This window comes from Streptomyces laurentii (assembly GCF_040635425.1).
In the GTDB taxonomy this organism is placed as follows: Bacteria; Actinomycetota; Actinomycetes; order Streptomycetales; family Streptomycetaceae; genus Streptomyces; species Streptomyces laurentii.
This window is the reverse complement of sequence record NZ_JBEYHT010000034.1, coordinates 46,614-69,059: the sequence shown is the minus strand read 5'-3', so window position 1 is coordinate 69,059 and position 22,446 is coordinate 46,614. Positions and strand designations below refer to the sequence as shown.

At 74.4% G+C, this 22,446-nt stretch carries 20 protein-coding genes and 7 tRNA genes; 11 read left to right on the top strand and 16 right to left on the bottom strand.

Annotation, left to right across the window (positions count from 1 at the left end):
* The first annotated feature begins 5 nt into the window (after positions 1-5).
* A complete protein-coding gene (locus tag ABZ693_RS21415; protein WP_359879498.1) occupies positions 6-2,378 on the top strand; it encodes an SCO7613 C-terminal domain-containing membrane protein in 2,373 nt (790 codons plus the stop codon).
* Positions 2,379-2,456: 78 nt separating this feature from the next.
* Here ABZ693_RS21415 and ABZ693_RS21410 read toward each other — a convergent pair.
* Positions 2,457-2,531, bottom strand: a tRNA-Val gene (locus tag ABZ693_RS21410).
* Positions 2,532-2,596: 65 nt separating this feature from the next.
* The gene (locus tag ABZ693_RS21405; protein WP_359879496.1) at positions 2,597-3,052 is read right to left on the bottom strand and encodes a TIGR02611 family protein; all 456 of its coding nucleotides are present in this window, start codon (positions 3,050-3,052) and stop codon (positions 2,597-2,599) included.
* Positions 3,053-3,241: 189 nt separating this feature from the next.
* On the opposite strand from ABZ693_RS21405, the gene ABZ693_RS21400 reads away from it, so the two are divergent.
* Positions 3,242-3,655, top strand: coding sequence for an SsgA family sporulation/cell division regulator (locus ABZ693_RS21400; protein ID WP_015032345.1), 414 nt, complete (start codon positions 3,242-3,244; stop codon positions 3,653-3,655).
* Positions 3,656-3,846: 191 nt separating this feature from the next.
* Complete coding sequence (locus tag ABZ693_RS21395; RefSeq protein ID WP_359879493.1) at positions 3,847-4,404, top strand: CGNR zinc finger domain-containing protein; 558 nt, start codon at positions 3,847-3,849, stop codon at positions 4,402-4,404.
* Positions 4,405-4,455: 51 nt separating this feature from the next.
* Here the strand turns inward: ABZ693_RS21395 and ABZ693_RS21390 are convergent, their stop codons facing one another.
* On the bottom strand, positions 4,456-4,623 hold the full coding sequence (locus ABZ693_RS21390; protein WP_359879490.1) for a hypothetical protein: 168 nt from the start codon (positions 4,621-4,623) through the stop codon (positions 4,456-4,458).
* A 132-nt stretch (positions 4,624-4,755) separates the two neighbouring features.
* On the bottom strand, positions 4,756-5,196 hold the full coding sequence (locus ABZ693_RS21385; protein ID WP_359879487.1) for a DUF2306 domain-containing protein: 441 nt from the start codon (positions 5,194-5,196) through the stop codon (positions 4,756-4,758).
* A 135-nt stretch (positions 5,197-5,331) separates the two neighbouring features.
* On the opposite strand from ABZ693_RS21385, the gene ABZ693_RS21380 reads away from it, so the two are divergent.
* Positions 5,332-5,844, top strand: a complete 513-nt coding sequence (locus ABZ693_RS21380) for a DsbA family protein (protein ID WP_359879484.1) — start codon at positions 5,332-5,334, stop codon at positions 5,842-5,844.
* A gap of 32 nt (positions 5,845-5,876) precedes the next feature.
* Here ABZ693_RS21380 and ABZ693_RS21375 read toward each other — a convergent pair whose 3' ends face one another.
* From ABZ693_RS21375 to ABZ693_RS21365, 3 genes are all read right to left on the bottom strand, one after another.
* Positions 5,877-6,719: a GNAT family N-acetyltransferase gene (locus ABZ693_RS21375; protein WP_359879481.1), complete on the bottom strand. Its 843-nt coding sequence runs from the start codon at positions 6,717-6,719 to the stop codon at positions 5,877-5,879.
* Between the two features lie 70 nt (positions 6,720-6,789).
* Positions 6,790-7,620 carry an aminotransferase class IV gene (locus ABZ693_RS21370; protein ID WP_359879478.1) on the bottom strand — a complete coding sequence of 277 codons (831 nt, stop codon included), beginning with the start codon at positions 7,618-7,620 and terminating at the stop codon, positions 6,790-6,792.
* Positions 7,617-8,699 (bottom strand): chorismate-binding protein, encoded by a 1,083-nt coding sequence (locus ABZ693_RS21365; protein ID WP_359879475.1) that lies wholly within the window; start codon positions 8,697-8,699, stop codon positions 7,617-7,619. The genes ABZ693_RS21370 and ABZ693_RS21365 overlap by 4 nt, the downstream gene beginning before the upstream one ends.
* A 232-nt stretch (positions 8,700-8,931) precedes the next feature.
* Here ABZ693_RS21365 and ABZ693_RS21360 point away from each other — a divergent pair.
* The 6 genes from ABZ693_RS21360 to ABZ693_RS21335 all read left to right on the top strand — a co-directional run bounded on the left by ABZ693_RS21360 (position 8,932) and on the right by ABZ693_RS21335 (position 9,510).
* A tRNA-Gly gene (locus ABZ693_RS21360) sits at positions 8,932-9,004 on the top strand.
* A gap of 39 nt (positions 9,005-9,043) precedes the next feature.
* A tRNA-Cys gene (locus ABZ693_RS21355) sits at positions 9,044-9,117 on the top strand.
* A 1-nt stretch (position 9,118) separates the two neighbouring features.
* Positions 9,119-9,190, top strand: a tRNA-Val gene (locus tag ABZ693_RS21350).
* Positions 9,191-9,226: 36 nt separating this feature from the next.
* A tRNA-Val gene (locus ABZ693_RS21345) sits at positions 9,227-9,298 on the top strand.
* Between the two features lie 34 nt (positions 9,299-9,332).
* Positions 9,333-9,404: transfer RNA gene (locus tag ABZ693_RS21340), tRNA-Val, on the top strand.
* Between the two features lie 34 nt (positions 9,405-9,438).
* Positions 9,439-9,510, top strand: a tRNA-Val gene (locus ABZ693_RS21335).
* A gap of 114 nt (positions 9,511-9,624) precedes the next feature.
* On the opposite strand, the gene ABZ693_RS21330 is transcribed toward ABZ693_RS21335, so the two are convergent.
* The 3 genes from ABZ693_RS21330 to ABZ693_RS21320 all read right to left on the bottom strand — a co-directional run bounded on the left by ABZ693_RS21330 (position 9,625) and on the right by ABZ693_RS21320 (position 11,283).
* The gene (locus ABZ693_RS21330; RefSeq protein WP_359879472.1) at positions 9,625-9,891 is read right to left on the bottom strand and encodes a TFIIB-type zinc ribbon-containing protein; all 267 of its coding nucleotides are present in this window, start codon (positions 9,889-9,891) and stop codon (positions 9,625-9,627) included.
* 7 nt (positions 9,892-9,898) lie between these two features.
* Positions 9,899-10,909 carry a phosphotransferase family protein gene (locus tag ABZ693_RS21325; RefSeq protein ID WP_359879470.1) on the bottom strand — a complete coding sequence of 337 codons (1,011 nt, stop codon included), beginning with the start codon at positions 10,907-10,909 and terminating at the stop codon, positions 9,899-9,901.
* Positions 10,910-11,115: 206 nt separating this feature from the next.
* Positions 11,116-11,283: a hypothetical protein gene (locus ABZ693_RS21320; RefSeq protein ID WP_359879468.1), complete on the bottom strand. Its 168-nt coding sequence runs from the start codon at positions 11,281-11,283 to the stop codon at positions 11,116-11,118.
* A 450-nt stretch (positions 11,284-11,733) separates the two neighbouring features.
* Between ABZ693_RS21320 and ABZ693_RS21315 the strand changes: the two genes are divergently transcribed.
* The gene (locus ABZ693_RS21315; RefSeq protein ID WP_359879466.1) at positions 11,734-13,029 is read left to right on the top strand and encodes a serine/threonine-protein kinase; all 1,296 of its coding nucleotides are present in this window, start codon (positions 11,734-11,736) and stop codon (positions 13,027-13,029) included.
* Between the two features lie 25 nt (positions 13,030-13,054).
* On the opposite strand, the gene ABZ693_RS21310 is transcribed toward ABZ693_RS21315, so the two are convergent.
* The 6 genes from ABZ693_RS21310 to ABZ693_RS21285 form a co-directional block, all read right to left on the bottom strand.
* Entirely contained in the window at positions 13,055-13,873 is an 819-nt protein-coding gene (locus tag ABZ693_RS21310; protein WP_359879464.1) for a TrmH family RNA methyltransferase, read from the bottom strand.
* A 74-nt stretch (positions 13,874-13,947) separates the two neighbouring features.
* Positions 13,948-15,204, bottom strand: coding sequence for a uroporphyrinogen-III C-methyltransferase (gene cobA / locus ABZ693_RS21305; protein WP_359879462.1), 1,257 nt, complete (start codon positions 15,202-15,204; stop codon positions 13,948-13,950).
* Positions 15,205-15,421: 217 nt separating this feature from the next.
* Entirely contained in the window at positions 15,422-19,078 is a 3,657-nt protein-coding gene (gene cobT, locus ABZ693_RS21300; protein WP_359879461.1) for a nicotinate-nucleotide--dimethylbenzimidazole phosphoribosyltransferase, read from the bottom strand.
* Between the two features lie 411 nt (positions 19,079-19,489).
* The gene (gene cbiE, locus ABZ693_RS21295) at positions 19,490-20,683 is read right to left on the bottom strand and encodes a precorrin-6y C5,15-methyltransferase (decarboxylating) subunit CbiE (RefSeq protein WP_359879458.1); all 1,194 of its coding nucleotides are present in this window, start codon (positions 20,681-20,683) and stop codon (positions 19,490-19,492) included.
* A 49-nt stretch (positions 20,684-20,732) separates the two neighbouring features.
* Positions 20,733-21,380, bottom strand: a complete 648-nt coding sequence (locus ABZ693_RS21290; protein WP_359879455.1) for a GNAT family N-acetyltransferase — start codon at positions 21,378-21,380, stop codon at positions 20,733-20,735.
* Between the two features lie 189 nt (positions 21,381-21,569).
* Complete coding sequence (locus tag ABZ693_RS21285) at positions 21,570-22,427, bottom strand: MetQ/NlpA family ABC transporter substrate-binding protein (protein ID WP_359879453.1); 858 nt, start codon at positions 22,425-22,427, stop codon at positions 21,570-21,572.
* Between the last annotated feature and the right edge of the window lie 19 nt (positions 22,428-22,446).

Here is a 22,446-nt window from a genome sequence, read left to right as displayed (position 1 = left end):
CGGCCATGGAACCCTCGCTGCCTCCCGCGGAAGAGCTGGTGCTCGTCGACCGCGAACTGGCCCGACTCGACGCCCACCGGGCGCAGTTGCTGCTGCGCCGGGACTGGCTGCTCCGGATGTCGCAGGCGCGGCTGCCGATGCCTGGGCCCGCGGGCGGGCCGGCCGCGCCGTGGCCCGGCGCCGTGCCGCCGCGGCCGGAGGCGACTCCGCACAGCACGCAGAACGTGCTGCTCACCCTCGGCGGGGTGCTGCTGACCGTCGCCGCGCTCGTGTTCACGCTGGTGAGCTGGGGAACGATGGGCATCGGCGGCCGGGCGGCGGTGCTCACGGTGGTGACGTCGGCCGCGCTGCTCGCGCCGGTGGCGCTGCTGCGCCGGGGACTGACGGCGACGGCGGAGTCGGTGGCCGCGCTCGGTCTGGTGCTGACGGTCCTCGACGCGTACGCGGTGCAGCGGGTGGCGCTGCCGGAGACGGGCGTCGCGGCGTACGCGTCCGGGGCGGCGGCGGTCCTCGCGGCCGGGTGGGCGGCGTACGGCTCGGCGCTGGGCACGCTGCGGATCCCGCTGCCGGCCGCGGTGGTGGCGGCCCAGCCGGCGCTGCTCCTGGCGGTGGCGGCTCTGGACGGCGGATTCGTCGTCCACGCCTGGGCGGCGCTGGTCACGGCCGCCCTCGACCTCGTGGTGGTCCTGCGCTCCGGGCCGCGGCGCGCGGTCCGGGTGACGGCCGGGATCGGGGCCGGCGCGCTGGGCGGCTGGGCGCTGCTGACCGGTCTGGTGCTGTCCTCGTACGCGCCGGGCCGGGCCGCCCCGCTGCTTCTGGCGGGCGCGCTGGTGCTGCTGTACCTGGCGACGCGGCACGCCCCGACGGCGCTCGCCGCCGCGACGGCCGCGGGGGTGGCCGTGCTCGCGGCCGGGGGCGGTCTGCTGCGGCACGGGGTCCCGGGTGTCTGGGCGGTGCCGGGGTACGCGCTGTGCGCGGTGGTCCTGGCGGCAGTGGCGCTGCGGGTACGGGTCGGGGCCGGGCGGGCGGTGCGGCACGGGCTCGCCTTCGCGGGCGCCGGGGTGCTCGCACTCGCCGCGCTGTGGGCGCTGCCGCCGGTCGCGGCGGGCCTGCTGGGGCCGCTGGTGCGGACGGACGGGATCTGGTCCGGCACGCACACCGCCCCGGTCCTGACCGGATTCCCGGCGACCGCGCCGGTGGTGCTGTTGCTCGCGGCCGTCGCGCTGGCCGCCGTCCCCCGGTTCTGGGCGCGCTGCGCGTCCCTGGTGTGCGGCTGGGCGCTGCTCACGGCGCTGCCGGTGTCCCTGGAGCTGCCGTACGCGGCCTCGGTGACGCTCCGGCTGGCGACGGCCGCGGCGGGGCTCGCGCTGGGCGCCGGGGTGGTGCGGGTGGCGCCCCGGTCGCCGGTCTTCGGGTGGCCGGCCTACGGGTGCGGGCTGGCGTCGGCCGTGAGCGTGGTGGCGCTGGGCCTGGACGCGCGGGGGGCGACGTTCGCGGTGCTCGGCGTGCTGGCCGTGCTGTTCGGCGGGGTGGCGGTGTGGTCGACGGGGGCCCGGCGGCTCGTGGGGGCCGGTGCGGCGGTGGTCGCGGTGGCCGGCCTGGTCGGCGCGGGTGCGGCGGCCGGGCACGCGGGGGTCGCGGTGAGTGGGCTGGTGCTGCTCGCGGTGCCCGCGGGGACGGCCGGGCCGGGGGCGTGGCTGGGGCGGCGGCCCGGGCTCGCGTCCGTGGGCCTGGTGGTGGAGGCGACGGGCGCCGGTGTGGGCGTGTGCGGGATCGGGGCGACCGCGGCGCGGCCGGAACTGCTGGCGCTCGGGCTCGCGGTCGGCGGCACGATCGCGGCGGCGACGGCGCTGCGGCCCGAGCGGCGCCCGCTCGCCTCGTGGGCGGCGACGGTGCTGTTCGTCCTGGCGGCCTGGGTGCGGCTCGCCGTCTGGGAGGTGACGACCCCGGAGGCGTACGCGCTGCCGGTGGCCGTCCCGGCCCTGGTGGTGGGTCTGCTGCGGCGGCGGAGCGATCCGGAGGCGTCCTCCTGGGTGGCGTACGGGCCGGGTCTGGCGGCGGGGCTGGTGCCGAGCCTGTGCGCGGCCTGGGTCGATCCGTCCTGGGTGCGGCCACTGCTGCTCGGCCTCGCCGCGCTCGTGGTGACGCTGCTCGGGGCGCGGTCCGGGCTGCGGGCGCCGCTGCTGCTCGGCGGGGTGGTGCTGGCTCTGACCGGGCTGCACGAACTGGCGCCGTACGTGGTGCGGGTGGTGGGCGCGCTGCCGCGCTGGCTGCCGCCGGCGTTCGCCGGAGCGCTGCTGCTGGCGGTGGGCGCGACGTACGAGCAGCGGCTGCGCGACGCCCGCCGACTGCGGGACCGGCTGCGCGCGATGCGCTGAACCCCCTTCGACGGAGGGCCCGGTACGGGCATGCCGAAGGCCCGGAGACAGCGACTGTCTCCGGGCCTTCGGGCCGGGTGGTGGGCGATACTGGGATCGAACCAGTGACCCCTTCGGTGTGAACGAAGTGCTCTCCCGCTGAGCTAATCGCCCCGGCGCACTGCAAACATTACCGCATGTCAGCGGGGCTCCCGCACCACACCGGGGTCACCCCGGGATCACTCGTCGATCTTCCACGGCATGACGAGGCCGAACTTCCAGACGTAGATGCCGACCAGCACGGCGATGATCACCAGACCGATGGTCGTGAGGATCAGGTTCCGGCGCCGGACCTTCGGGTCGAGGGCGCGCTGGGCCGCCTCGGTGACCTTGCGCTTGGTCCAGCGCAGGACCAGTTGGGCCCAGACGAACTCGGTGGCCCAGATCGCCATGCCGCCGAAGATCACCAGCCAGCCGGGGCCGGGCAGGGGCAGCATCACGATGCCCGCGCCGACGACGGCGAGACCGACCAGGAACACGCCGACCTGCCAGCTCAGATGCAGGGTCCGGCGCGCTTTGATGAATTCGGGGGCCCGGGACCCCAGGGGGGCATTCCCGTCCGGTTCGCGCTCACTCGCCGCACTCGCCCCGTCTGTCACGGACTCCCCCGTCCGCTCGTCACTGTCCGCGTTCATGGGCCCAACCTACCGGACCGGCACATCCCCCTGAAATGGCGGTATTACCCAAAGTTACACGCCACCAATCGAGCTATCCGAACGATCACAAAACAGACAGAGGGGTTTACAACGGCACCGTAGGTGGCATGTCGATTGCGCCGACGTGCGAATCCCCGAGCGCACACTGAGCGAAAGGCCCTGGCGCTTATGAACACCACGGTCAGCTGCGAGCTGCACCTGCGCCTCGTTGTGTCGAGCGAGTCCTCACTGCCTGTACCCGCGGGCCTGCGGTATGACACGGCCGATCCGTATGCCGTGCACGCCACCTTCCACACCGGAGCCGAGGAGACGGTCGAGTGGGTCTTCGCCCGCGACCTTCTCGCCGAGGGGCTGCACCGGCCCACCGGCACGGGCGACGTCCGGGTCTGGCCGTCCCGCAGCCACGGTCAGGGAGTCGTCTGCATCGCACTGAGTTCCCCGGAGGGCGAGGCCCTTCTCGAGGCCCCCGCGAGGGCCCTGGAGTCGTTCCTCAAGCGAACCGACGCCGCGGTGCCGCCCGGCACCGAACACCGGCACTTCGACCTGGATACGGAGCTCTCCCACATCCTGGCCGACAGCTGAGGCGGCCGGAGAGCAGCCCGGCGCCGTCCGACTCGGGGAGACGGCGCCGCGCGGAGAGCCGCACGGGATGTCCTTCGGCGTCCTCCCCCGCGCGTCCGGCGCGGCGGAGGGCGCCGTTGCCCGTTTCCGGGTCACGCTAGAGTCAGCGCAATTCCGCGGGCGCCCGCCCGTACCCGGCCAGGGAGCGAATCGTGCTGATCCCTCACGACACCCGCACCGCCCTCGACACCGTCGTCGACTTGATGAACACCGCGCCCCAGGGCGCCGGAGACGACGACCTGCTGGACGTCCAGGCCCTGCGGTCCTTCGTCCGCGGCCACAAGATCAGCGACGTGGGCGAGTTGGGGACCGGGGACCTGCGGGCCGTCCTGGAGGTGCGCGAGCGCTTCACCGCGGTCTTCTCGGCGCCCGACGCCCGGATCGCGGCCACCCTGATCAACCAGCTGGTCGCCGCCGCCGGCACCACCCCGCAGCTGACCGACCACGACGGCTACGACTGGCACGTGCACTACTTCGCGCCCGGTGCCTCCGTCGCCGACCATCTGGCCGCCGACTGCGGCATGGCGCTGGCCTTCATCGTCGTCGCGGGCGAACAGGAGCGGCTGCGGCGCTGCGAGGCCCCGGACTGCGGCCGCGCCTTCGTCGACCTCTCCCGCAACCGCTCGCGCCGCTACTGCGACAGCCGTACCTGCGGCAATCGGCTGCACGTGGCCGCGTACCGCGCGCGCCGCAAGGAAGCCGCGGGCTGACCCGGCAGGCCGGCGCGCGCCCGGCCCCTCCGCCCGCACCCGTCACCGGGCTCACAACAGGAACAGATCGTGCACGGCGGCCATGAGAATCAGGCCGCCGACCACGGTCAGGAAGATCATCAACGGTGGCTGGGAGAGGGCGAACAGACAGCCGCGCGGCTCCTCGGAGGGAGGCGGTGCGGCAGGACGGTGAGCGGGATCCCGCGAGGTATCGAGCATGGCGCGTGGATGATTGCGCACTGAGAGGCCTCGAAAGCCCGTAAACGGCTCCTGGCCAGCACGGTTCACTCCATCCCGTGGACCCCGGAATCGAGAAGCGTCAGAACCGGTCGGACCGTGACGCGGTCATGGTCATATTCCGTGCTTCTTCAGAATCGCCTCGATGTCGCTGAAGTCGTCCTCACCGGACGTGGCCTGCTGCGGCTTCGCCGGCGCGCTCCGGCGGCCCGCGCCGAGCGACGGCGCCGAGGCGGCGGGTGCCGCGGGAGCGGCGGCTCTGCCGGTCTTGCCCCCGGTCACCTCGCCGCGCCCGGCCCGGCGCCGCTCGACCGCCCGCACGGACGAGAAGAGCAGCCAGGACAGGCCGAGGATGCCGAAGCCGATCCAGACCGTCGGGTTGAACGTCAGCGCGTTCGCCACCCAGTCGATCGCGCCCGTCATCACCAGGCCGAGCGGCACCAGCGCGTAGGCGGCGATCCGGGTCGCGGTCAGGAACCGCTTGCGGTAGGCCGTGATCGCGGCGACGCCCAGGCCCGCCGCGGACACCGCGGAGCAAATGGTCTCGGCAAGCATGCGATCCTCCTGAACCCGGGCGATACGTCCCTTCCATCCTGCACCGCGAGGCCCGTCGGGGGCCATGCTTCCGGCGCCGGATCAGGGAGATCTCCGGGTCGTCCCCCAGGGAACGGCCAATGCGAGACTCTTCCCATGAACGAGTCCACCACCCCCGCCTCCCCCGTCGTCCTGGAAACCTGGTTCGACCTGCAGTGCCCCGACTGCTTCACGGCCCTCGCCGACCTGGACGCGCTGCGCGAGAAGTACGGCGAGCGTCTCGACGTCCAGCTGCGCCACTTCCCGCTGTCCAAGAACAAGCACGCCTACGCCGCCGCCCAGGCCGCCGAGGAGGCGTACGCCCAGGGCAAGGGCCGGGCGTACACGGAGGCGCTGCTCGCCCGGACCGAGCAGCTGCGCGACCGCGGCGAGCCGGTGCTCCTGGAGGTGGCGCGCGAGCTCGGGCTGGACGCCGAGGAGTTCGACACCGCCCTGATCGACGGCCGGCATCTGCTCACCGTCGACGCCGACCAGGCCGAGGGCCAGGCCCTGAAGGTCACCGGCACCCCGACCTACGTCATCGGCGGCGAGCGGCTGGACGGCGGCAAGAGCCAGGAGGGACTGCGCGCCCGCATCGAGGAGATCGCCGACCGCCTCCTGGCGGGCTGACCGCGGCCCCCGTCACACCCGCCGCCGGCCGGTCAGACCAGCTTCTTCGACTGGTTCACCTGCGTCGTGCGGTAGCCCAGCGACTCGTAGAGCCGGATCGCCGGGGTGTTGCCCGCGAAGACGTGCAGTCCGAGCAGGCGCTCCCCGGCCTCGACCGCGCCGCGCTCGGCAAGCAGCATCAGCGCCCGGCCGTAGCCGTGGCCGCGCCACTCCTCCGCGACCTCGATGTCGTACACGTAGCCGCCCCGCGTCCCGGGCTCCAGCTCGCGGACGCCGGTCCAGATCCAGCCGACGATCCGGCCGTCCTTGACCGCCACGTTCATGAACAGGCCCTCGCTGGCGAGGCCGTCCGGCATCAGCTCCCGGTGGCTGGCCTCCGCCTTCGCCCGGGCCTGCTCCTCCGGCACCCCGCGGTCGATCCAGCTCTGGGCGAAGTTCTCCCTGGCCCGAGGCTCCCAGTCGGCGAACTCGGCCGGGGTCATCGGGCGGACCTCGACGCCCTCGGGCAGCTCCGGCGGCGCCTCGGGAAGGTCCTTGACCATGTTCCGGCTGCGCTCGGTGTAGCCGAGCGACTCCGCCATGCTCAGCGCGGGCGCGGCGTCGGCCGGGACCGATATCCCCACCTCGTGGCAGCCCCAGCCGCGCAGCACCTCCTCGGCGGCGAGCACCGCGACCGTGCCGCGGCCGCGGCCGCGGTCCGGTTCGTCGACCTCGAGTCCGCGGATGATCGCCATGGTGGCGCCGAAACCGGCGTCGTCGGTCAGGAGGTGGACGGCGCCGACCCGGCGGCTGTTCACGCAGATGTCGTAGGTACGCGAACGGCCGCCGTCGGCGGATTGCTGGAGCGGCTCGGTCGGCCGCAGAGTGGTGGTCATCACCGGTGTTCTACCCACTCGACCACCTGCCCGTCATCCGGATTTATCCGGGCCGCCCGAGCCGAGCGGGTCAACCGAGCTTCGGGTCCCGGTCGTGGGCCGCCCGCTCGGCGAAGATGCGCATGGCCTTGGCGGTGACCGGCCCCGGCGCCCCGGCCAGCTCCCGCTCGTCGGTCCGGCGCACGGCCTGGATGTCGCGCAGGGTCGAGGTCAGGAAGATCTCGTCGGCGCTGTCCAGGATCTCCAGCGGCAGATCGGTCTCCTCGGCGCCGGTCCACTCGACGGCGAGGGCGCGGGTGATGCCCGCGAGGCAGCCGGAGGAGACGGGCGGGGTGAGGACGCGGCCGTCGACGACCACGAAGACGTTGGAGCCGGTGCCCTCGCACAGCTGCCCCACCGTGTTGGCGAACAGGGCCTCGGAGGCACCCCGCTCGCGCGCCCGCGCGAGGGCGACGACGTTCTCGGCGTACGAGGTGGTCTTGAGGCCGGTGAGCGCGCCGCGCTCGTTGCGGGTCCACGGGACGGTGATCACGGCCGTGGTGTCCGGGCGGCGGCCGGTCTCGCCGAGCGCCACGACCAGGGTCGGGCCGGTCCCGCCACGCTCGGAGCCGAGCGGGGAGAGCCCGCCGGTGTACGTGATCCGGAGCCTTCCGAGCTCCATCGGGTTCGCCTCCAGGACGGCGGCGCAGGCGCGGCGGACCTCGTCGAGGTCCGGGTCGGGCAGGCCGAGGCCGCGGGCGGAGCGGGTCAGCCGCTCCAGGTGCAGGGTGAGGGCGAAGGTCTCGCCGCGTTCGGCCTTGACCGTCTCGAAGATGCCGTCGCCGACGGTCAGACCGTGGTCGAGGACGGACACCAGCGCGTCCCCGGCATCGTGCAGTGCGCCGTTGACCCAGAGTTTCATCGGGATATGGCCTTTCCGTTCGCCCCGGACTCCACCGAGTGATCCGAGGACACCTCGGACTCTTCCGACGCTATCGCGACCAGGCGGGACGCCTTCAGTTCGGTCTCGTCCCACTCGCGCTCCGGGTCGGAGCCCCAGGTGATGCCCGCTCCGGTGCCGAAGCGCAGCGCGCCCGCGGCCCGGTCGATCCAGAAGGTGCGGATGCCGACGGCCAGCTCGGCGGTGCGCCGGTCGGCGTCGACCCAGCCGATGCCGCCGCAGTACGGACCGCGCGGCGCGGTCTCCAGGGCCTCGATGATCCGCAGCGCGCTGGACTTGGGGGCGCCGGTGACCGAGCCGGGCGGGAAGGTGGCGGCCAGCAGCGCGGCCCAGCCGGCCCCGTCGCGCAGCTCGCCGCGCACGGTGGAGACGAGGTGGACGAGACCGGGGTGGTCCTCGACGGCGCACAGCGCGGGCACGGTGACGGACCCGGTGGCGCAGACGCGGCCCAGGTCGTTGCGGACCAGGTCCACGATCATCACGTTCTCCGCGTGGTCCTTCTCCAGGAGGTCCGCGGCGGTCCGTCCGGTGCCCTTGATGGGGCCGGACTCGACGACGGCGCCGGTGCGGCGCAGATAGAGCTCCGGCGAGGCGGTGGCGATCTCCACGCCGTGCGCGGGCAGCCGAATCGTTCCGGCGTACGGGGCGGGGTTGCCGCGGGCCAGCAGGGCGGTGAGAGCGTCGACGTCGGCGCGCGCCGGATCGGGCAGCGGCGCGGACATCACCCGACAGAGGTTCGCCTGGTAGACCTCGCCGCGCGCGATGTGCTCGCGTATGCGGCGCACGCCCGCGGTGTACGCGGCGCGGTCGAGCGAGGAGGTCCAGTCGCCGGCCGCCGGGCCCCGCCAGGCACCGGGCACGGGCGCGGGGACCGGGTCGGGCCGCACGTCGCCGAAGCGGGCACAGGTCAGGCGGCCCTCGAAGTCCGCGCAGACGGCCCAGAAGCCGGAGGAGTCCAGGGCCTCGGGGTCGTGGGTGACGTCCCGGAGGTCCGTGGCGAGCAGGCCGCCGAAGCGGGCCATGGGGGTGAGAGGGTGCACGTCAGCGAGTCTAGGAGCCCCGTCCATGATCGGGTCGGGCGTCGTGGACACCGTGGGAACATCGCCCCACGCACGCGTACGGAAGCGGTCCGTGGCCCCCGTCCGGGTGGCCTGATCGGTGCCGTCCGGGTGCGCGGCTCAGCACGCTGCGCAAACGCGTTTTTGTACTGGCCCAGGAATCCGCTAAAGTTCAACACGTCGCCGGGACGCGCAAGCGAAACGGAAACGACAAGCGGACGTGGCTCAGTTGGTAGAGCATCACCTTGCCAAGGTGAGGGTCGCGAGTTCGAATCTCGTCGTCCGCTCGATGTGGGGGATCATCCCGAACCCCCGCGATCACTCCTGGTGGAGTGGCCGAGAGGCGAGGCAACGGCCTGCAAAGCCGTCTACACGGGTTCAAATCCCGTCTCCACCTCCAAGGACGATTAGCTCAGCGGGAGAGCGCTTCCCTGACACGGAAGAGGTCACTGGTTCAATCCCAGTATCGTCCACTGGACCTTCGGGTCCTCGATCTACGGATCCATCCCGCGCGATTAGCTCAGCGGGAGAGCGCTTCCCTGACACGGAAGAGGTCACTGGTTCAATCCCAGTATCGCGCACCGGGCCTTCGGGCTCCGGATCCTCGGGTCACCCGCGCGATTAGCTCAGCGGGAGAGCGCTTCCCTGACACGGAAGAGGTCACTGGTTCAATCCCAGTATCGCGCACTGGATCTTCGGTCCTCGATCTTCGGATCATCCCGCGCGATTAGCTCAGCGGGAGAGCGCTTCCCTGACACGGAAGAGGTCACTGGTTCAATCCCAGTATCGCGCACCGGACAAGAGCCCCCGGCCGCTTCGAGCGGACGGGGGCTTCTTCGTGCCTCCGACGGGCCGAGGGCCCCTCCGTGCCGCCCGCGAGGAGCGGCGGCGGCACGGAGGCGGGGGCTCAGGAGGAGAACAGCATCCGGCCGAAGCCGCGGTGGCCGTGGTGGTGGCCGCCGTGGTGCGGCGCGCCCCAGGCCGGGGCGGCGGGCTGCGCCGGGTAGGCCGGCGGCGCGGGCGGGGCCTGCTGCGTCCACTGGGACTCCAGGCGGGTCAGTGCCTCCAGCTCGCCGTAGTCCAGGAAGATGCCGCGGCATCCGCTGCACTGCTCGATCTGGACACCGCTGCGGTTGTACGTGTGCATGGGTGCGTGGCACTTGGGACACTGCATGCGCGTCTCAACTCCCTGACGTTCGAATGGTGATCTCACTGTATGCGGACGCGGGCGGATCCAACTCGGTTCGGTGCGAGACGATTCGGGCGCAGGTGTCGATCATCACGTTCTCCACCTCGTCCAACGGACGCCCCCCGGCGGTGGACTTGGCGAGCGCCAGCGCGGCCGTCTGGACGGTCAGCGCGCGGGCCGGGACGTCGAGCCGGGCCCACGGGTCGCCGCCCTCCCCCGCGTACGGCGTGGTCGCCGGGCCGCCGGCCGCCTCGTACGCGCCGAGGAACCGCGCCCAGACCTCCGGCGCCAGCAGTCCGGCCGCGAACCACGCCGCCGGGCGGGCCAGATCCCAGGCCGGATCGCCGACGCCAAGGTCGTCGACGTCGATCAGCCGCCAGTGCGGAGCCCGGACCAACTGCCCGAGGTGGAAGTCGCCGTGGCAGAGCCGGTCGGCGGCGGTCCGGGGGTACTCCTCGGGGAGGGGGCGCCAGGCGCGCAGCACGGTGGCGGTGGCCGGATGGCCGGGGGCCGCGCGCCGCATCCGCTCCACGGCGAGCGCGGCCTTCAGCGGCGCCCGCATGGGCGGGAGTCCGGGCGGCGGCGGGGTGCGGTGCAGCAGGGCGAGCAGCCGGGCGGCCTCCTCCCAGGGGGCCGCCTCGGGGGCGCCCGGGTCCACCGGGATCCCGTACGGCCAGAGCGTGAGCGGGCGTTCCGCGAGCGACGGCGTCCGCGGACGCGGCAGCGGGGCGCCCGGCAGGGGCGCCAGGAGGACACCGGCCAGGCCGGGCAGGGCCGCGACCGCGATCCGGGCGCGCAGTTCGTCGTCGTCCTCGTGGCCCCGGGCTCCGGCTCCGTGCGCCTTGAGGACGAGGGCCCCGTGGCGGACGACCGTGCCGTCGTCCCGGTCGGCCAGCAGGTCGACCGGACAGGGGCACGGCGCCGCCCCCTCGGGGTGCGCGGCGGCGCGGGCGAGGGCGTGCAGCTCCTGGAGCGCGGGGGTGCCGGGTGCGGTGTCGTCCACCCGGGGAGCCTACGCGTGGCCCGTACGGGGAGTCCGCCGCGGGTGCGGGGCCCTGCGGGCCGGGGGCCGTGGCCAGGCACGCGCGAAAGGCCGGTCAGCTCCCCAGCCGACCGGCCCCACGCTGCCGTCCGCCGCACCCCCGTCCCCACGGGGTTGTTGGCCGGATGTCCCCGACCCGGACCGCTCTCCCGGGTCCGGGGCGCCGTTCAGCGCCCCAGCATCACGCCCACGGACGACGCCTGTGTGACCACCGCGTCCCAGCCGCCGAAGACGACCACGAGCAGGGCCGCGAGAGGAAGGACCATGGCGGTCGCCACCAGAGGGTGACGGCGGCCTGAAGGGCGTGAGGTGATCCGCTGGGCCGGGAACGCCATGGTCCTCTCCTGTCGAGTCGAGCTGTCGTGTCGATCGAGCGGCGGACGCGGTGACCTCGGGGGACGAGTGCTGCGTCCGCCGCTCGACTTCAAATCTACGCAGCGGGCACGGCCCGGGCGTCATGCCCGCGTACCGCCTTTTTGGCCTCCGGGAGGATGACCCGGATCGGCCCCGTGTACTCCCCTGGGTGGAGACCGGGCCGCCGGTCTAGGGGACCTCCCTGAGGGGGAGCGTGACGTCGCTCACGTTTGCGGTGGTCACGCGGGGTGTCGCCACAGGCTTTCACCAACGTCCCTGATATGAGGGGATGTTGAAAGCGGTCGGAGCTGACCGGCACTCAGGTGCCCTGGTCCGCGCCGACAATCGGCGCCGCCCCGAGGGCGCGGCCTGTGAGCACGCCGGGGCGGCACTACGTAAGCTGTGCCCGTCGAACGGACGAGGGGACGGACATGGCGATGATGCGGCTCCGGCGCGAGGATCCGCGGATCGTCGGGTCGTTCCGGCTCCACCGCAGGCTCGGAGCCGGCGGGATGGGGGTCGTGTACCTCGGATCCGACCGGCGCGGACAGCGGGTGGCGCTCAAGGTCATCCGGCCGGATCTGGCCGAGGACCAGGAGTTCCGCTCCCGGTTCGCGCGCGAGGTGTCCGCCGCCCGCCGGATCCGCGGCGGCTGTACGGCGCGTCTGGTCGCCGCCGACCTGGAGGCCGAGCGCCCCTGGTTCGCCACCCAGTACGTGCCGGGGCCGTCGCTGCACGACCGGGTCGCCGAAGAGGGTCCGCTGCGGGCCGCCGACGTGGCCGCGATCGGCGCCGCCCTGTCGGAGGGCCTGGTGGCCGTGCACGAGGCGGGGGTCGTGCACCGGGACCTCAAGCCGTCGAACATCCTGCTCTCCCCCAAGGGCCCGCGCATCATCGACTTCGGCATCGCCTGGGCGACCGGCGCGAGCACCCTCACCCATGTCGGCACGGCCGTCGGTTCGCCCGGCTTCCTCGCGCCCGAGCAGGTCCGGGGCGCGGCGGTGACCCCCGCGACGGACGTCTTCTCGCTCGGCGCGACCCTGGCGTACGCGGCGATGGGCGACTCCCCGTTCGGGCACGGCAGCTCCGAGGTCATGCTCTACCGGGTGGTGCACGAGGAGCCGCAGCTGATCGGCGTACCGGACGCCCTCGCCCCGCTCGTACGGGCGTGTCTGGCGAAGGATCCCGAGGAACGGCCCAGCACCCTGCAGCTGTCCATGCGGCTCAAGGAGATCGCGGCGCGAGAGGCGCAGGGACTGCCCGCCGCACGGCCGGCCGGCACCCGGGAGCGGGGCGACGAGCGCGGGCTCGCGCGGCCCACGGAGCGGTATACGGAGCGGGCGACCGAGCGGTCCGTGGAGCGGGTGGGCGAACGGCTCGGGGACCGTCCGGGTGAGCGCGTGGGCGAGCGCCCGGGCGAGCGGCACTCCGAGCGGGACCGGTCCGGGGAGCGGCGCTCCGAGCGGCCCGTTCCCGACCGGCCGACCGGCGGCAAGGGGCGCCCGGGCAAGGCCCGCCCCGCCACCTCCCGGCCCTCCGGCCCGCGCACCGGCGGCGGCTCCCGGGCCCCGCAGTCCCGGCCGGGCACCCGGCCCGGGGGCCGGAACACGTCCACCGGGCTGCGCCCCGCCAACCCGAAGCTGCTGCGGCAGCGCCTCTTCGTCTTCGTGGTCGTGACGCTCGTCGTGGCCCTGGGCATCGCGGCCGCGCAGGCCCTCCAGGGCTAGGGCGACCGCTGCCGAGCGGCGGGCGTCAGTCCTGCGGGCGGCCGCTCGTCACCGCGTAGAAGGCCACCGCTGCGGCGGCACCCACGTTCAGCGAGTCCACGCCGTGCGCCATCGGGATGCGCACCCATTCGTCCGCCGCGCGCAGCGCCTGGGTGGACAGGCCCTCGCCCTCCGCGCCCAGCATCAGCGCCACCCGGTCGAGCCGGTGCGGGGCCGCCTCGTCGATGGACGTGGCCCGCTCCGCCGGGGTCAGCGCGAGCAGCTTGAAGCCCGCCTCCCGGACCGCCTCCAGGCCGCGCGGCCACGTGTCGAGACGCGCGTACGGCACGGAGAACACCGCGCCCATGGACACCTTCACGGAACGCCGGTACAGCGGGTCCGCGCAGTCCGGCGACAGCAGCACCGCGTCCATGCCGAGGGCCGCCGCGCTGCGGAAGATCGCGCCGATGTTGGTGTGGTCGTTGACCGACTCCATGACGGCGACCCGGCGGGCGGTGCCCAGCAGGTCCGTCGCCGCCGGCAGCGGCTTGCGCTGCATGGAGGCGAGCGCGCCGCGGTGCACGTGGTAGCCGGTGACGCGCTCGGCGAGCTCCGGCTGCACCGCGTACACGGGCGCCGGGACCTCGTCGATGACGTCGCGCATCGTGTCGACCCACTTCGCCGAGAGCAGCATCGACCGCATCTCGTACCCCGCCTGCCGGGCGCGCCGGATGACCTTCTCGCCCTCGGCGATGAACAGGCCCTCGGCGGGCTCGCGTCTGCGCCGCAGCTCGACGTCGGTCAGTCCGGTGTAGTCGCGCAGACGCGGGTCGTCGGGGTCGTCGATCGTGATGAGTTCGGCCACGGGGTGATACTGCCTTGTCCGGTGGGAGGTGCCAATGCGTACGGGGTGCGGCGGCCGCGAGGGCGCGCCGCTGTTCACGAGAGCGGCTTGTCGGGGCCCTCGGCGACGACGTCGCCGATGACGATCACGGCCGGCGGCCGGACCTCCTGGGCCCGGACCGTGTCGGCCACGGTCGCCAGGGTGGCGTCCACCCGGCGCTGGGCCGCGGTGGTGCCTTCCTGGACGAGGGCCAGCGGGGTGTCGGGCGACTTGCCGTGGGCGATCAGCGTCTCGGCGATCCGGCCGATCTTGTCGACGCCCATGAGGATGACCAGGGTGCCGGTGAGCCGGGCGAGGGACGCCCAGTCGACGAGCGAGCGCGGGTCGTCGGGGGCGACATGGCCGCTGACCACCGTGAACTCGTGCGCGACGCCCCGGTGGGTGACCGGGATGCCGGCCGCGCCCGGCACCGAGATCGAGCTGGAGATGCCCGGGACCACGGTGCACGCGATGCCCTCGGCGGCGAGGGCCTGGGCCTCCTCCATACCGCGGCCGAAGACGAACGGGTCGCCGCCCTTGAGGCGGACGACGGACTTGCCGGCCTTGGCGTGCTCGATGAGCGCGTTGTTGATGGCCTCCTGGGCCATGAACCGGCCGTACGGGATCTTCGCGGCGTCGATCACCTCGACGTGCGGGGGCAGTTCGCTCAGAAGGTCGCGCGGGCCGAGCCGGTCCGCGATGACGACGTCGGCCTCGGCGAGCAGTCGGCGGCCGCGGACCGTGATCAGGTCGGGGTCGCCGGGGCCGCCGCCGACCAGGGCGACGAACGGGGTACGGGAGCGGTGCGCGGGCGCGGCCAGCGAACCGTCGCGCAGGCCCTCGACGATCGCGTCCCGCACGGCCGCCGAGCGGCGCGGGTCGTGGCCGGTCAGGACCGCGACGGTGACGCCCTCGCTGTGGCCGGTCGCCGGGGTCCAGGCGGTGGCCGCGGCGGCGTCGTCGGAGCGGACGCACCAGGTCCGGGTGCGCTCTGCCTCGGCGGAGATGGCCTCGTTGGCGGCCGGGTCGCTGGTGGCGACGAGCGCGTACCAGGTGTCGGCCAGGTCGCCGGCCTCGTAACGGCGCTTGATCCAGGTGATCTCGCCGGCCTCCGCCATCGCGTCGACGGACGGGGTGGCGGACGGGGAGACGAGGGTGACCCGCGCGCCGGCGGCTATCAGCGCGGGCAGCCGGCGCTGGGCGACCTGGCCGCCGCCGAACACGACGACGCGGCGGCCGGCGAGGCGCAGTCCGACGGGATAGGCGGGGTGCTCGTGCGCGGCGGGCTCGGCGTGGGCGGCGTGCTCGGTCATGGTGCGGGCGGCTCCTCTGGAGGGGCGGTGCGGTGCGCACCTGACGATATCGGTGACCTGCGGCTTCCCGCTGCCGCTGAGGGCGTGGGCAGGGCCACACGTCGCGTACCGAAGCACGTACGGACAGGTATGCCGGACACGTGTATCGGACACACGTACCGGAAAAAAGGGAGGCCCTGCCCGCCCCCGCGTGGAAGGGGGCGGGCAGGGCCCGGGGTCACTTCTCCGTGACGCCCGCGGAGTCGAACGTCGCGACCTCGTGCATCGCGCGCGCCGCGCTCTGGACCACCGGGAGGGCCAGCAGGGCGCCCGTCCCCTCGCCGAGACGGAGGTCCAGGTCGACCAGCGGGCGCAGCCCCAGCTTGTTGAGGGCCGCGACATGGCCGGGCTCGGCGCTGCGGTGGCCCGCGATGCAGGCGGCCAGGGACTCGGGCGCGATGGCCCGGGCCACGAGCGCCGCCGCACCGGTGGACACGCCGTCGAGGATGACCGGGGTACGAAGCGAGGACGCGCCCAGGATCAGGCCGACGAGCGCCGCGTGCTCCAGGCCGCCGACCGCCGCGAGGACGCCGATCGGGTCCTCCGCGTCGGGCTGGTGGAGTTCGAGCGCCCGGCGGACCACGTCCACCTTGCGGGCGTGCGTCTCGTCGTTGATGCCCGTGCCCCGGCCGGTGACCTCGGCCGGGTCGGCCTCGGTGTAGATGGAGATGAGGGCGGCTGACGCGGTGGTGTTCGCGATGCCCATCTCGCCGGTCAGCAGCGCCTTGTTGCCGGCGGCGACGAGGTCGCGGGCGGTCTCGATGCCGACCTCGATGGCGGCGACCACCTCCTCGCGGGTCATCGCCTGGCCGATCGTCATGTCCGCCGTGCCCGGACGGACCTTGCGCGGCAGGAGACCGGGGCGGGCCGGCAGCTCGGTGGCCACGCCGACGTCGATGACGCAGACCTCGGCGCCCACCTGGGTGGCGAAGGCGTTGCAGACCGCTCCCCCGCCGAGGAAGTTCGCGACCATCTGGCCGGTCACCTCCTGGGGCCAGGGGGTGACGCCCTGGGCGTGCACCCCGTGGTCGCCGGCGAAGATCGCGACGGCGGCCGGCTCGGGGATCGGCGGCGGGCAGACCCGGGAGAGGCCGGCGAGCTGCGCGGAGATGATCTCCAGCATGCCGAGCGCCCCGGCGGGCTTGGTCATCCGCTTCTGGCGCTCCCACGCCTCGCCGAGCGCCTTGGCGTCCAGCGGGCGGATGTTGGCGACGGTCTCCTGGAGCAGGTCGTGCGGCTCCTCGCCGGGCAGCGCGCGGCGGCCGTACGTCTCCTCGTGGACGACCCAGGACAGCGGGCGGCGCTTGGACCAGCCCGCCTGCATCAGCTCGGGCTCCTCGGGGAACTCGTCGACGTATCCCACGCAGAGGTACGCGACCACTTCCAGGTGCTCGGGCAGGCCGAGGACGCGGACCATCTCGCGCTCGTCGAAGAAGCTGACCCAGCCGACGCCGAGGCCCTCGGCGCGGGCGGCGAGCCACAGGTTTTCGACGGCGAGCGCGGAGGAGTACGGGGCCATCTGCGGCTGCGTGTAGCGGCCGAGGGTGTGCCGGCCGCCCCGGGTGGGGTCGGCGGTCACGACGATGTTGACCGGGGTCTCGAGGATGGCCTCGATCTTCAGTTCCTTGAACTGCTTCGCGCGGCCCTTGGGCAGGGACTTCGCGTACGCCTCGCGCTGGCGCGCGGCGAGCTCGTGCATCGCCTGGCGGGTCTCGTCCGAGCGGATGACGACGAAGTCCCAGGGCTGGGAGTGGCCGACGCTGGGCGCGGTGTGGGCCGCCTCCAGGACACGGAGCAGGACCTCGTGCGGGATCGGGTCGGAGCGGAAGCCGTTGCGGATGTCGCGGCGTTCGCGCATCACGCGGAGGACGGCCTCGCGCTCGGCGTCGGCGTAGCCGGGCGCGCGCTCGGTCGGGGGCTCCTCGGATGCGGCCTCGTTCGCCGGGTCCGCGTCCGTGTCCGTCTCGTTTCCGGGCTCGGTCGCGGTTCCGGGCTCCGCCACGGTCACGGGCTCCGTCACGGTCACGGGCTCCGTCACGGTCACGGGCTTCGCCGCGTTCGCGGGCTCGGCTCCGGCCTCCGCCGGGGCCGGGGCCTGGGCCTGGGGCTCGGCGTCGGAGTTCCCCTCGGGGGTCGCCTCGGCCGGGGCCTCGGATACGACCGGGGCCTGGGGCTCGGGCTGCTCCGGGGCCGCGGGCTGGGCCGCCACCGGCTCGGGGGCGGCGGGCTGCTCCGGGGCCGCGGGGGCCACGGGCTCGGCGGCGGGGGCCGGGGCCTCGGGCTGCTGCTCCGGGGCGGCCTCGGCGACGACCGGGGTCTCCGCGACGGCGGGCTCGGCCGGAGCGGCGGGCACTTCGGCGGGCACTTCGGCGACTGGGGCCTCGGCCACCGGGGCGGCCTGCTCGGGGATCTGGGCGACCTCGGCCGGGGCCTCCGGCTCGGCCTCGCGCGGGGCGGGGACCGGCACCGGGGCGGGGGCCGGGGCCTCCACGACGACGGGCTCGGGCGCTACGGCGACAGGGGCCTGCGGAGCCTCCGGGGCGGCGGGGGCCTCGGGGGCGACCGCTTCGGCGGGCGCCTCGGCAGCGGCGGCGGGCTCGGCCGGGGCGGCGGCGGGCACCTCGGCCGGAACCTCGGCGACGGCCTCGGCGGGCATCTCGGCGACGGGCTCGGCCGGAGCCGCGGGCGCCTCGACGGGAACCTCCGCGACCGGAGCCTCGGCCACCGGGGCCTCGGCGGCGGGCGCCTCGACGGCCGGAGCGGGCTGGGCCTCCGGGGTCGCCTCGGCGGCGGGGGCCTCCTCGGCGGTCTGCTCCGGTGCGGGGGCCGGCTCGGCCGGGGCCTCCTGCGGGACCGGGACCTCGGCCGGGGCCTCCGCCGGGGCCTCGGCGGGCACCTCGGCCCGGGGCTCGGGCTGCGGCGTCGGGGCCAGGTGCGGGGCGGTCGGCACGGCGCCCTCGACGGGCACGAACTCCGCGACCGGCGGGACGACCGTTTCCGCCGGGGCCGGGGCGGGGGCCGCCTGGGCGGGGGCCGGGGCCGGGGCCGCCGCGACCGCCTGGGCCTGCGGAGCCTGCGCGTCCTGCGGCTGCGCGGGCCACGGCACGGCACCCTGCGGGGCGGTCTGCTGGTCCTGCGGGACGTCCAGGTACTCCGGACCGCCCGGCTGCGGGACCGGGGCCTGGGCGGGGGCCGGTACGGGCATGGCGGCGGCCGGGGCCGGCGCCGGAACCGGTACGGGCACGGGCTGCGGGGCCGGAGCGGCGGCCGGACCGCGGTCCGCGAGCGAGCGGACCACACCGCCGGTGGCGTGGTCCGGCATCGGCGGGCCCATGTGCAGCGGACGGCGGGCGGGCTGCGGGACCTGCGCGCCGGCGGGTGCCTGCACACCGGTCCCGGTCAGGTCGACGGAGCCGGTGTCGAGGACTCCGGGCTCGTACCCGTGCTCGGTGACGACGGGGCCCTGCGGGGCGGCCGGCGGCACGCCGTGCGCGGGGGTGCCGTGCGGCGGCATCGGGACACCGTGCGCCGGGGTGCCGTGCGGGGGCATCGGCACGCCGTGCGCGGGCGTGCCGGTGACCTGCTCCAGCGGCGCGGTGAGCGGGTCGACGTCCAGCGGCGCGGGCACGGCGACCGGCGGCGCGGGCGTGGCCCCCGGCGGGTGCTCGCTCCAGGCGCCCTGCGCGCCCGGCATGAGGAGGATCTCGTCGTCCTCGGTCGGCTGCGCGGAGGGGTCCAGGTAGGTGTACGCGCCCGGGGCGGGGATGCCCGGCTGCTCGACCATGCCTGAGTTCTCCGGCAGTCCCTCGCCCGGGACCTGGCCGGTGTCCGTCATGCTGCGTACCCCTCGCCCATCGGTTGTGCTCCTTCAGACCTGCGCCCGTCTAGGACAACGAGCGTGCGCGCCGCGCGGCACGTGACGCGCGGACACCCCTGCATTGTCGCGGCCTTCGGCCTTCGTGGCAGGCGGAACCGCCACGGTGCGCTGTGGACTGCGCCACGTCGCGCCGCCCTCCGTCTGCTCCGTACCACATCAGCGACCCAATGGGGCCACTGTTTCCGGACATTGACGAACAAACCGCCGAGGTTCCGGGGGCGGTACAACAATCGGCCAGCCTACCGCGCCCGGTATGGAACACGTTCACGGGTGGGTCCGCCGGCCGGTCCGTCAGGCGGTCCGTCGGGCGGCTCACCAGGCGGTCCGTCAGCCCGTCCGCCGGATGCCCGGGGCGGGGCCGAGCGAGTGTCAGATCCGGCGGCCGGACAGCAGGAACGCGAAGGAGCGGGCCCGTTCGCTCCAGTCGCGCGGGTCGAGCCCGACGGTCTGCAGCAGGGCGCACTCGACCGCGTAGCCGCCGTCGGCGAGGGCCGCCCCGATCGCCTCGGCCTCGTCGCGGGTGGCGGCGTGCGTGACGATCCGTTCGGGCCGACGGTCGGTGCAGGCGGTGACGACGGGCACGCCGCCGCCCCCGATGCGTACGACGTCGGGTTCGGGCAGCCGCTCCAGCAGGTGCGGGGCGCGCCCGGCGAGGGCCTGGAGCTGGACTCCGGCACGGCGGGCGGCGGCCTCGGTGCGGGCGCACGCCTCGGGGTCGGCGTCGACGGCGATGACGGCGGCGCCGAGGCGGGCGGCCTCGACGGCGAACGCGCCGCCCGCGCAGCCGATGTCCCAGACGAGGTCGCCGACACGGGGGCCGAGGCGGGCGAGTTGGGCGGCGCGCAGGGTGGGGTCCTGGCCGGGGTGGCCGCCGGTGTCCTCCTCGGGCAGGGCCCAGCCGCGTACGGCGGGGGTGTCGTGGCCCATCAGCCAGCCGCCGCCGGCGGGGGCGCCGACCGGGCCGCCGCCGATGACGAGGACGACGTTGGGGTCGCGCCAGGAGTGGTCGGCGGCGCGGTCGGAGGTGAGGACGCTGACCTGTTCGCGCGCGGTGCCGAGTTCCTCGCAGACGACGAAGGTGCGGTGGACTCCGTCGAGGAGCAGGGCGAGTTCGGCGGGGCCGGCGCCGGGCGAGGTGAGGACGGCGACCTTGGGGTGGGCGCGGCAGACGTTGACGGCGCGGCGCAGGGTGCGCCGGTGGGCGACGACGACGTGGGCGTCGTCCCAGGGCATGCCGGCCCGGGCGAAGGCGGCGGCGACGGAGGAGACGGCGGGGACCACCTCGACTTCCAGGCCGTGTTCGGGCGCGCGCAGGGTGCGGACGACGCCGAAGAAGCCGGGGTCTCCGTCGGCGAGGACGACGGCGGTGCCGCGGTGGCCGACGATCCGGCGGGCGGCGAGGTCGACGCTGCCGAGGCGGACGCGTTCGGCGGTGGGCGGTACTTCGGGCAGGGCCAGGTGGTGCGCGGCACCGGCCACGAGGGTGGCGGCGGCGAGCGCGGACCGAGCCGCCGCGGTGAGGGGCGAGCCGTCCCAGCCGATCACCGTGACCCGGTCGGCCATCTTGAGTCTGTCTCCTGCGCTGGTGGGTACGGGTGGGGGCGGGTCGAGCCTACCGGTGGGGTCCGCTCCAGTCGGCGTACGCGGAGTAGCCGGTCTCGGGAAGCTGGTCGCCGAGGCCGTCGAGGTCCTCGGGGAGCAGGCTCCACAGGATGAGGTCGGTGCGGACCTCGGTCCATTCTCCGCTCTCGGTCTGACTGCGGGCTATCCAGGCGTTGCGCAGGACGCCTTCGCTGATGCAGCCGATCTTCTGGGCGACCTGCTGGGAGGCGGTGTTGTCGGCGGCGGTGCGCAGCTGGAGGCGTTCGAAGCCGCGGGCGCGGAAGAGCCACTGGGCGACGGCGAGGACGGATTCGGTGGCGTAGCCCTCGCCGCGGGCCCAGGGCGCGGTCACGTAGGCGACCTCGGTGGCCTTGAGGCGCCAGTCGGTGCCGTGCAGGTGGACGGTGCCGACGAGGCGCTGGGTGAGGAACTCGGTGACAGCGAAGACGAGGCCGCGGCCCTCGGCGCGTTCGGCGGGGGCGAGGTCGCGCACCCATGCCTCGGCGTGGGCCTGGGTATAGGGGTGCGGGACGGAGGTCCAGGCGACGACGAGGTCGTCGTTCATCATCTCCACGAAGGCGGGGATGTCGCCTTCCTCGTAGGGGCGCAGCACCAACCGTTCCGTGCTGATGGTGAGGGACGGGAAGGTCGTTGTCATGCGCAACTCCGTACGTGAAGACCGTGAAGGCACAGCATGCAGCATCACGCGGCGGCGGCGCATGCGCGGGTCGCCGGAAGTCCCGAAGGCCCCGCGCGCCGGTCGGGGCGTGCGGGGCCGGGGCCGCGGCCGGGGTGTGGCCGATGCGTGTCCGGCGGGTGGCCGGATCTCGCGGGAGCGCCGGGAGGGTTACTTCGCCGGGGTGCCGAAGGCGGGGATGACGGCACCGTCGTAGTGGTCCTCGATGTACTTCTTCACCTCGGGCGAGGTGAGCAGCTTCGCGAGCTTGGTCACCCGGGCGTCCTTCTCCTGGCCCTTCTTGACGACGAGGATGTTGGCGTACGGGTTGCCCTCGGCCTTCTCCACGACGAGGGCGTCCTTGGCGGGCTGGAGCCCGGCGTCGATGGCGAAGTTGCCGTTGATGACGGCGGCGTCGACGTCGTTCAGGGCGCGGGGCACGGTGGCGGCCTCCAGCTCCTTGAACTCCAGGCCCTTCTTGTCGGTGATGTCCGCGAGCGAGGCGTCGGTGCCGACGCCCGGCTTCAGGGTGATCAGGCCGTTGTCGGCGAGGAGGTGGAGCGCGCGGCCCTCGTTGGTGGTGTCGTTGGGGACGGCGACGGTCTGGCCGGCCTTGATGTCCTTGAGGGCCTTGGCCTTCTTGGAGTAGATGCCCAGCGGCTCCAGGTGGACGGAGGCCACCGAGGTGAGGTGGGTGCCGTTCTTCTTGTTGAAGTCGTCGAGGTACGGCTGGTGCTGGAAGTAGTTGGCGTCGACCTGGCCGTTCTCGGTGGCGGTGTTCGGCAGGACGTAGTCCGTGAACTCCTTCACCTCCAGCTTCAGGCCGGCCTTCGCGGCGAGCTTGTCCTTGACGAAGTTGAGGATGTCGGCCTGCGGGTTCGGGGTCGCGCCGACGACGAGCGGCTTGTCGGCGGAGCCGGCCGCGTCCGAGGAGGACGACGGGTCCGAGGCGGTGCCGCAGGCGGTGAGGCCGAGGGCGAGGGCTGCGGTGGCGGCGACGCCGGCGGTGATCTTGATGTTCTTGCGCACGAAGAGTGCCTCTTTCAGG